This is a genomic window from Flavobacteriales bacterium, from assembly GCA_021739695.1.
GTDB lineage: Bacteria > Bacteroidota > Bacteroidia > UBA10329 > UBA10329 > UBA10329.
This window is the reverse complement of sequence record JAIPBM010000038.1, coordinates 21,128-28,969: the sequence shown is the minus strand read 5'-3', so window position 1 is coordinate 28,969 and position 7,842 is coordinate 21,128. Positions and strand designations below refer to the sequence as shown.

Annotated in this window: 7 protein-coding genes; all 7 read left to right on the top strand. The window is 42.0% G+C overall.

The window, feature by feature from the left end; genetic code table 11:
• The first annotated feature begins 323 nt into the window (after window positions 1–323).
• The 7 genes from K9J17_17245 (at window position 324) to K9J17_17215 (ending at window position 7,813) form a co-directional block, all read left to right on the top strand.
• Window positions 324–839 carry a phage integrase N-terminal SAM-like domain-containing protein gene (locus K9J17_17245; GenBank protein ID MCF8278477.1) on the top strand — a complete coding sequence of 172 codons (516 nt, stop codon included), beginning with the start codon at window positions 324–326 and terminating at the stop codon, window positions 837–839.
• Window positions 840–863: 24 nt separating this feature from the next.
• Window positions 864–1,136, top strand: coding sequence for a GIY-YIG nuclease family protein (locus tag K9J17_17240; GenBank protein MCF8278476.1), 273 nt, complete (start codon window positions 864–866; stop codon window positions 1,134–1,136).
• Window positions 1,120–1,686 (top strand): tyrosine-type recombinase/integrase, encoded by a 567-nt coding sequence (locus K9J17_17235; protein ID MCF8278475.1) that lies wholly within the window; start codon window positions 1,120–1,122, stop codon window positions 1,684–1,686. Before K9J17_17240 ends, K9J17_17235 begins: the two co-directional genes overlap by 17 nt.
• Window positions 1,687–2,077: 391 nt before the next feature.
• Window positions 2,078–3,535, top strand: a complete 1,458-nt coding sequence (locus tag K9J17_17230; GenBank protein ID MCF8278474.1) for an HNH endonuclease — start codon at window positions 2,078–2,080, stop codon at window positions 3,533–3,535.
• 196 nt (window positions 3,536–3,731) lie between these two features.
• The gene (locus K9J17_17225; GenBank protein ID MCF8278473.1) at window positions 3,732–4,220 is read left to right on the top strand and encodes a hypothetical protein; all 489 of its coding nucleotides are present in this window, start codon (window positions 3,732–3,734) and stop codon (window positions 4,218–4,220) included.
• A 29-nt stretch (window positions 4,221–4,249) separates the two neighbouring features.
• Window positions 4,250–5,071, top strand: coding sequence for an agmatine deiminase family protein (locus tag K9J17_17220; protein ID MCF8278472.1), 822 nt, complete (start codon window positions 4,250–4,252; stop codon window positions 5,069–5,071).
• A 582-nt stretch (window positions 5,072–5,653) separates the two neighbouring features.
• Window positions 5,654–7,813, top strand: a complete 2,160-nt coding sequence (locus K9J17_17215) for a penicillin acylase family protein (protein ID MCF8278471.1) — start codon at window positions 5,654–5,656, stop codon at window positions 7,811–7,813.
• Window positions 7,814–7,842: the final 29 nt, after the last annotated feature.

The following is a 7,842-nucleotide window of genomic DNA, read 5'->3' as shown; positions in this document are numbered from 1 at the left end:
AAGAAATGGACAAGACCACTTAACGGATGGAACCTTACAATGTCACAGATGATGATCATATTTGAAAACCGATTGACACAACCCTGAAGGTTGGCCGCGGCCAACCTTCAGGGTTGACACAGTTCGTTGAACAGACCCCAATCTGGCGAGGCTCTGTTCAGTAAACTGTGTCAACCGTATTAGTGGAGCAATGTCAGTCTTCACCATCATCTTCCGCACTGCATCCTTCCGATACCGGGTGTTTACATACAACGTGGGGCATCTGAAGTTCGAGCAAAAGTGAATGAGATGACCGATTTTCCATGTAAATCAACTTCTACAATATGGCGCATATCCTTACTTTCATGGTTATGGATGCGCAGAAACCGATAAATTCAATTCCAACCGACCTACAAGTAAGCTATGAACCAGGTGTCTTGAAGGAGGAGGCCGTCATCCTTATTCGATTTCCGTACGAACCTACACTGAATGAGTGCGTGCGGCAACTTACCGGTGTGCGTTGGTCCAATAGCCAAAAAGCATGGTATGTGAAAGACAACGACCATTACCGGCAGCTCTTCCGATTACCACTGCGCGAACTTGGTAAGCGCGCCCTTGCCAAAGTGAGCGAAGTGAACCGCCCTGCGCTCGACCGCTTCATCGAAACCATACGCCTGAAAGGCTACAGCCACAATACCGAAACCACCTATCGTAACGAGTTTGCCCAACTATTATACATTCTCGGCAATGTACATGTGGACACACTCACCCCCATACGCTTACGAAGCTACATGCTCTATTGCACTACCGAACTTAAATTGAGCGAAGCCATGCTTCACAGTCGGTTGAACGCCATTTAGCCCGTAGGATCTTATAACAAAACCATGTCATACTTCTTTGTTTATGTACTGCGAAGCCAAAAGGACGACCTTTTTTACACTGGATACACTGCCGATTTAAGACAAAGGCTGCAACAACATCAGAACGGACTAGTACATTCTACTAAACATCGGTTGCCACTGGAACTCATTTACTTCGAAGGATGCAATAATCAGCAAGATGCAACCCGAAGAGAGAAGTACCTGAAGTCGGGAAACGGGAAAATCTATCTCAAAAGCCGGCTGCGCAACTTTCTTGGGGATGATCCAACGGGCTGAATTTTATTTCGAGAAAGTACTGAAGCGCGAGAACTTCTTCATAGACATACCCCGACCCAAAAAGCATAGCACACTGCCCAAGCACATCAGCCCAAAGGATGTGAAGAAACTCTTTGACAGCACCCCCAACCTAAAACACAATACCATGCTAAAGCTCTGCTACGGCATGGGACTGCGCGTGTCAGAGATTGTTGGCCTAAAAGTGACCCACATTGATAGCGGAAACATGCAAGTGCTCATTGAGCGCGGCAAAGGCAAGAAAGACCGCTACGTGAACCTGCCCGAAAGCCTGCTCGCCCAACTGCGCGAATACTTTAAGGAATACCGACCAAAAGAATACCTCTTCGAAGGTCAATACGGTGGGCAATACAGTTCGCGTAGCGCTCAAAACGTGTTCAAATCGGCTATCAAAAAAGCCAAGATAAACAAGGATACAGGCATTCACAGCCTTCGGCATAGCTACGCAACGCATCTGATGGAAGCTGGCACAGACATCGGCTACATACAGAAGCTACTTGGGCATGCAGACATTCGCACCACACTGATTTAGCCCGTAGGATGTTTGGACATGATGATTTAGAGGCCTCAATGACAGCTAAATCCAACCGTAAGGACTGCACTTTACAATTATTTGTTGATGATTTAGAGGCCTCAATGACAGCTAAATCCAACGGGCTGAATGCAAAGGTGACAGACCGCGACATCAAGAAGATAAAAAGCCCATTGGATAAGCTATGAGACCGTTGCGTTTCCTTCTATCAAACATTGTCTTAACAAACTTGCGTTTTCTTGTATTTAACGAGCAATCAATTGATTTTCAATACAATAAATTTTTAATACAATGTCAATCATGGCGTATATTTACGAGTTAGCTGCCATTTTTGGGGATACTGCTAACTTGAAACATTTTTGCAAGAAATGAACATTCTATATAAGAAAAAATGACAACACCGATAAACACTCTTTGGACGGTTTTAACCGCCAACATTCCGCTTCAACAATGGTTAAGTATTTCAACTCTCTATGATATTGTTGAACATAACTTTGACGGATTTACAGAAGACGACCTTGCCCCTGTCACAGACACAAACAACGAACCGACATGGCACAGAAACTTGCGCAACGCATTGCAAAGAAGAAGAGAGAGCCAAGAAATTCTTTATGACGGCAATGCGAATTATAGAATTGATAAACCTTATGTGTGGCGAATGATTAGAGAAGCCGTTAATTCACTGAACGGACAAATCACTTATCCTCAAATCAAAGAATACATTGACAATCGGTGGGCTGACGTAAATTCTGAAACTGTAACAGCTCAAATAATAGTTCTTACCGTTAACCACGGCTCAAGAATACATTACCCAGAAAATCAAAAATTGCGGTTAACAAATACCAACTCTCCTTATGACTTTCTTTATACAACAGGTAGAGGTCAAGTAGTAAAATATGACCAAGAGGAGCACGGAGTTTGGGAAATATTCAAAAACCCGAACAACGAATTTGCTGTTCGACAGTATAGTGAAGCCGTTAATAGAAAAACTTACACACCTGCCGACATTGTTTGGTTTAAGAATGTAACAAACACGACTGACGGTGAAGCATATTTGGACTTAAACGAAAACACTTTTGTAATTCATTTTCCGACAATACATAGGACAAATGTTTTAAGCCCTGCAATAGACGAAGTAATTCTTGTTCGCCAAAAAGTAAATAGAGTTCCTGCCTTTACTCATTTGGTTACTCCGATTGATAACGAATTGATTGATGAAATTAACAGCCCAAATTATAGAGAAGATTATCGTTATGGGAGACGAGTAAAGATTATTGCAAGAACAAGTCGTGATAATTTTATTCCTGTTTCATCAACACTATGGGAAAGATTAAACTTTGCAGGTATAACACAAGACAATGCTTGCAAAATTGAAAACATAGCCAACATTGGAAACATTGATGAATTACAATATGATGTTTGGCAAAGGTTTAACGGACATTTTATTCCGACAGAGCAATTGTCTGTAACAACAACGGCTGCATTGATAAATGAACTTGCAACTTCATATCCTGATTTGACAGTTACAGAAGGAGAGCTTCGACTTGTTGCGCATTTAGTTAAAGAAAGAAATCGTAAAATCGTAAGAGAAAAAAAGCAACAAGCCATTAGCAACAATACATTACTATGTGAGGTTTGCGCATTCTCGTTTCCTGACACGTATCAAGCTAATTTTATAGAGTGTCACCACAAAACCCCAATTGGACAAACTGGCGTAAGAGAAACAACTTTAGACGACCTTGCATTGGTTTGTGCAAATTGTCACAGAATGTTGCACGCCAAATTTGACGGACAATTTTTATCAATTGCACAATTGAGAGGACGAATGCTCTCCTTACAGACGGCATGAATATTCTTGGGGCAATAATACTTCATGGACAAAGTAAAACGGCAGCTAACAAGGGCTTGCCAAAAGCGGGGGTGACGAGCTTCTATGACAGTTTTGTGCTTAACCCAACTTTAGTTTTTCAAATGAAAGGCAGTGCAAAAACGCCCCGCCTTCGGCAAGCCACGAAACGTTATAAGCCATTTTAATGCGTGCAACAATGACAGAGCAACAAGAACAATTTTTACATTTATGTCTTGTCGAACAGACAGACTATAAGACAATTTCCCAAAAGCTGAATATTCCTCGGCCAACCTTGACAATTTGGTATGAGGAATTAAAAGCCGAAAGACAAAAAATTGCTCAAATAAGAATCTTGTGGACAAGAAAGAAGATTAAAATTTCATTCAGCGAATTTTACAAGTGGTATTTGACACACAATGGAAAATGTGCTTATTGCGAAATCACCGAAGAAGAAATAAAACAGCTTCTTGATAGCGGTAAATTGACAACAAAGCGGATTGCAACAAGAGGAAAGAAACTTGAACTTGACCGAAAAAGTCCAGATATGAAATACGATGATTTGGACAATCTTGTTTTTGCTTGTTATTGGTGCAATAATGCTAAAACAGACACCTTTACAGAGGCAGAGTTTCTGGAAATTGGACAAGTTTTTAAAAATACTTGGAAAGCGAGAATGTCAAAATGATACACGACAGAGAAACAAATTATCTTTATTTGGCAGACAAATTAAAGAAGGAAAAGTATTCAGCATTCTTAGCACGTTTTGAGAAAGTGTTGATAGAAAATGATATTCAGTACAAATTTCTTTCAAACACAAAAGACATTTGGGCGGTTGACTTCATGCCAGTTCAAATTAGTGCAGACAAGTTTGTGCAATTCGAATACGAACCGGATTATTTACAAGCTAAAACTAAACGCAAGACAATTTCCGATGTTGACAGTATTTGCAAATCAATCAACTTGTTGCCAGTAAAATCAGAACTTATCGTTGACGGTGGCAATGTAATTCGGACAACTAACAAAGTTATAATGTGCGACAAGGTTTTCAATGAAAATCCTAAAGTCAGCGAAAGGGAATTAATTAAACAGCTTCGAGACACATTTGAGGTTGATAATTTGTTTTTCTTGCCTTGGGACAAATCAGATTTCACTGGACACGCAGACGGAATGGTTCGTTTCATTGATAGTGAAACAGTTCTTATAAACGACTATTCAAAAGAGAAACCCGCCTATCAAAGAGCTTTTAGAATGGCTTTACACAATGCTGGACTTGACTGGATTGAAATTCCTTACAATCCATACGACAATAAACCGAGTTCGAGTGCAGAAGGAGTTTATTTGAATTATTTACAAATGAAACAGGCAGTTATCATTCCAACATTCAAACGCAAAGAGGACGAAAAGGCGGTGAGAATTTTAGAGCAAGTTTTTAAAGGACAAACAATTGCAACCGTTGACAGCAACGAAATTGCAATCGAAGGTGGAATATTAAATTGTATTACTTGGAATATACAAACAACGAAAAACGGCTTATAACTTCAGCTACCCGTCAAGTGCGGCAGCGGTGGTTTTCGGAGGTAATTTTTCCGAATTAGAGTACTGGGGGCTTGACAGGAAATCGCCCGCAGTCCGCACCTGCGTGTAGCTTCCTACGTTACCCAACTTTCCCTTACTCGCTAGTTGGATATTCATCCCGCCAAAAAGAAATGAGCGGGATTCCTAACTGTTAAACAACAGCGAAAAATGAAAACCACTCAGTAGCACACGCTGTAATCGGATAGAATTAAAATGCTTCTATAATTACTTGCAAGAAAAAGCTGGTTTAGGCCTCGCTTATAATTAGCCCCAGTTCCTTAGCTCTTTTCTTCAGTAAGGTATAAACTTCCTGCTGGCCCAGATGCCTCTCTAATTGAGCATTTTACAATACGTGTTCATTCCAACCTTAGCACATGCTTAAACAAACCTCAGAGGTTTTGCAATGGCCTTTTCTGCGCACACACCTTCCCCCTTAGGCTATTCAGTGGGCTTTTCCAACCAAAAAATATCACACTTGACATAAGTCAATTTCCGTTCGCAATTCGCATCTTCGGACTCACAAAATTCTAGCCCTATAACCTAATGCAAAAACTGTTCGCTAGTCGCTGGTCGCTATTCGCTCTATTTCTCCTTTTCGGTTTTCAATCTAACGCTCAAGTAAGAACCTTCGAGTTTAACCCGAAGCAGATCATCGACCCGAACAACATCGACATTATTCGAGATGAGTTTGGTGTGCCGCACATTTTCGGAAAGACAGATGCTGAAGTAGCCTACGGCTTGGAATGGGCCGCTTGCGAAGACGACTTCGAAACATTGCAATTCCTGTTAATGGCAGCTAAGTGCTATTTGGGAATTCACCTTGGAGTTGAAGGTGCACGAATTGACTATGCCGTGCAGGCTATGGGATTGCACGAATTCGTGGAACAGCATTATGAAGAAGGTGTGGCCGATGATTTTAAATTGATTCTTGAAGCAGCCTGTCAAGGTGTGAACGCCTATGCTGCCGCACATCCAGAAGAGGTTTGGGTTAAGAAGTCATTTCCTGTAACACCTCAAGAAGTGATTATCGGGTTTATGTTGGGGCAGAGCTTAATGGCCGGAGTTGATGGTGTGATTAGCGGCATTCTGGATGGTCGTTTTGCCAAGGAACTTCCCAAGAAAGAGATCAATGATGATGGTATCGGTTCCAATGCCTATGCCTTTAATTCGGTTTTGACAGACCACGGAAACACGTATCACGTTATCAACTCACATCAACCGATTGAGGGAATTTTGTCTTGGTACGAGGCGCATTTGCACAGTGAAGAAGGTTGGAACATTACAGGTGCTTTATTTCATGGAAGTGTTTCGGTACTTCATGGCACAAACGAGAATCTGAGCTGGGCGCATACCACAGGCGATTTGGACCTTCAGGATGTGTACGTGATGACCATGCATCCAAACAAGAAAAAGTGGTACAAGTTTGATGGCGAATACTACAAACTAGAAACCAAACGAGCCAAGTTGCGTGTGGCACTTGGCAAGAAAAAAGGCTTCAAAATCACCATTGGTAAAAAATACTGGTGGAGCAAATACGGCCCAACTTTCATTACCAAGCAAGGAACGTTTGCCTTCCGAATGCCTACGTTGTTCGAAATGAACGCTGGCGAGCAGTGGTATAGGATGAACAAGGCGCAGAGCTACACGGAGTTTTACAATGCGCTTCGCATTCAAGGTATTGTGATGCAGAACATTACCTATGCCGATAAGAACGATACCATCTTCTTTATTGCCAACGGAAAGGTGCCTCGCAGAGACCCGAATTACGATTGGAGCAAGGTATTGCCAGGAGATACTTCGGCAACGCTTTGGACAGATTACCTGAAAGTGGAGGAATTGGCGCAGAACCTGAATCCAGCTTGCGGATACGTATTCAATACCAATAATTGCATTTACAAAAACACGTGCTCGGAGTATGTAAATGACCCTGACTTGTTTCCTGTTTCCATAGGTTATGATGCACAGAAGGAGACCAACAGAGGAAACCGAAGCACGGAGATTTTGGAGGGACTTTCCTCTATCGATTACGAGGGCGTGAAGAAATTGAAGTTTGATATTCAGTTTCCAGATAGCATGGTATTCCTGAAGAACTACCCAATCATGGGATTATTCCAGATGAAGCCCGAAAATCACCCAGACGTGGCGGATGTCATTTCCAAATTCAACAGTTGGAATTTTAGAGGCGACAGCACCAATCTGGAAGCTGCCACTATCCTCACCATGATGTACGAAATGTATAACGACAATAGCTTTTCGGTAGAACAGATTCGAGACAATGATTCTATTCGAACAGAATTCTTTCTCAAGAATATGCGTACTACCAAAGAAAGATTGTTGAAGCACTTCGGCACCTTGGATGTTCCACTCGGACAAGTTCAAGTGCTTTCTCGTGGTGGCATTGACCTTGCCATCAACGGTGGTCCAGATGCTATTCGTGCGGTGTATTGCCAAGAACGTGAGGATGGAAAACTCGCCATGTACATTGGTGATGGATTGGTTCAATTGGTAAAATTCACGAAAGACGGTCCTGAAATTGAGAGCATCAGTCCGTATGGCGCCAGCAACAAACCGGGCAGCAAACACTACACCACGCAAATGAAGAAATTTGTGGCGCAGGAATTAAAACACATGACCTTAGACAAAGATGAGGTCTACAAAAACGCTACTGAAAACTACCATCCTGGGGCTCAACGAGCTCAATGAGGGTGAGCTGTGACGGATGCTACGGATGT

Excerpts from the sequence above, each read along its gene's own strand:
- K9J17_17245 (MCF8278477.1), top strand. The coding sequence starts at position 324 with ATGGCGCATATCCTTACTTTCATGGTTATGGATGCGCAGAAACCGATA.
- K9J17_17240 (MCF8278476.1), top strand. The coding sequence starts at position 864 with ATGTCATACTTCTTTGTTTATGTACTGCGAAGCCAAAAGGACGACCTT.
- K9J17_17235 (MCF8278475.1), top strand. The coding sequence starts at position 1,120 with ATGATCCAACGGGCTGAATTTTATTTCGAGAAAGTACTGAAGCGCGAG.
- K9J17_17230 (MCF8278474.1), top strand. The coding sequence starts at position 2,078 with ATGACAACACCGATAAACACTCTTTGGACGGTTTTAACCGCCAACATT.
- K9J17_17225 (MCF8278473.1), top strand. The coding sequence starts at position 3,732 with ATGACAGAGCAACAAGAACAATTTTTACATTTATGTCTTGTCGAACAG.
- K9J17_17215 (MCF8278471.1), top strand. The coding sequence starts at position 5,654 with ATGCAAAAACTGTTCGCTAGTCGCTGGTCGCTATTCGCTCTATTTCTC.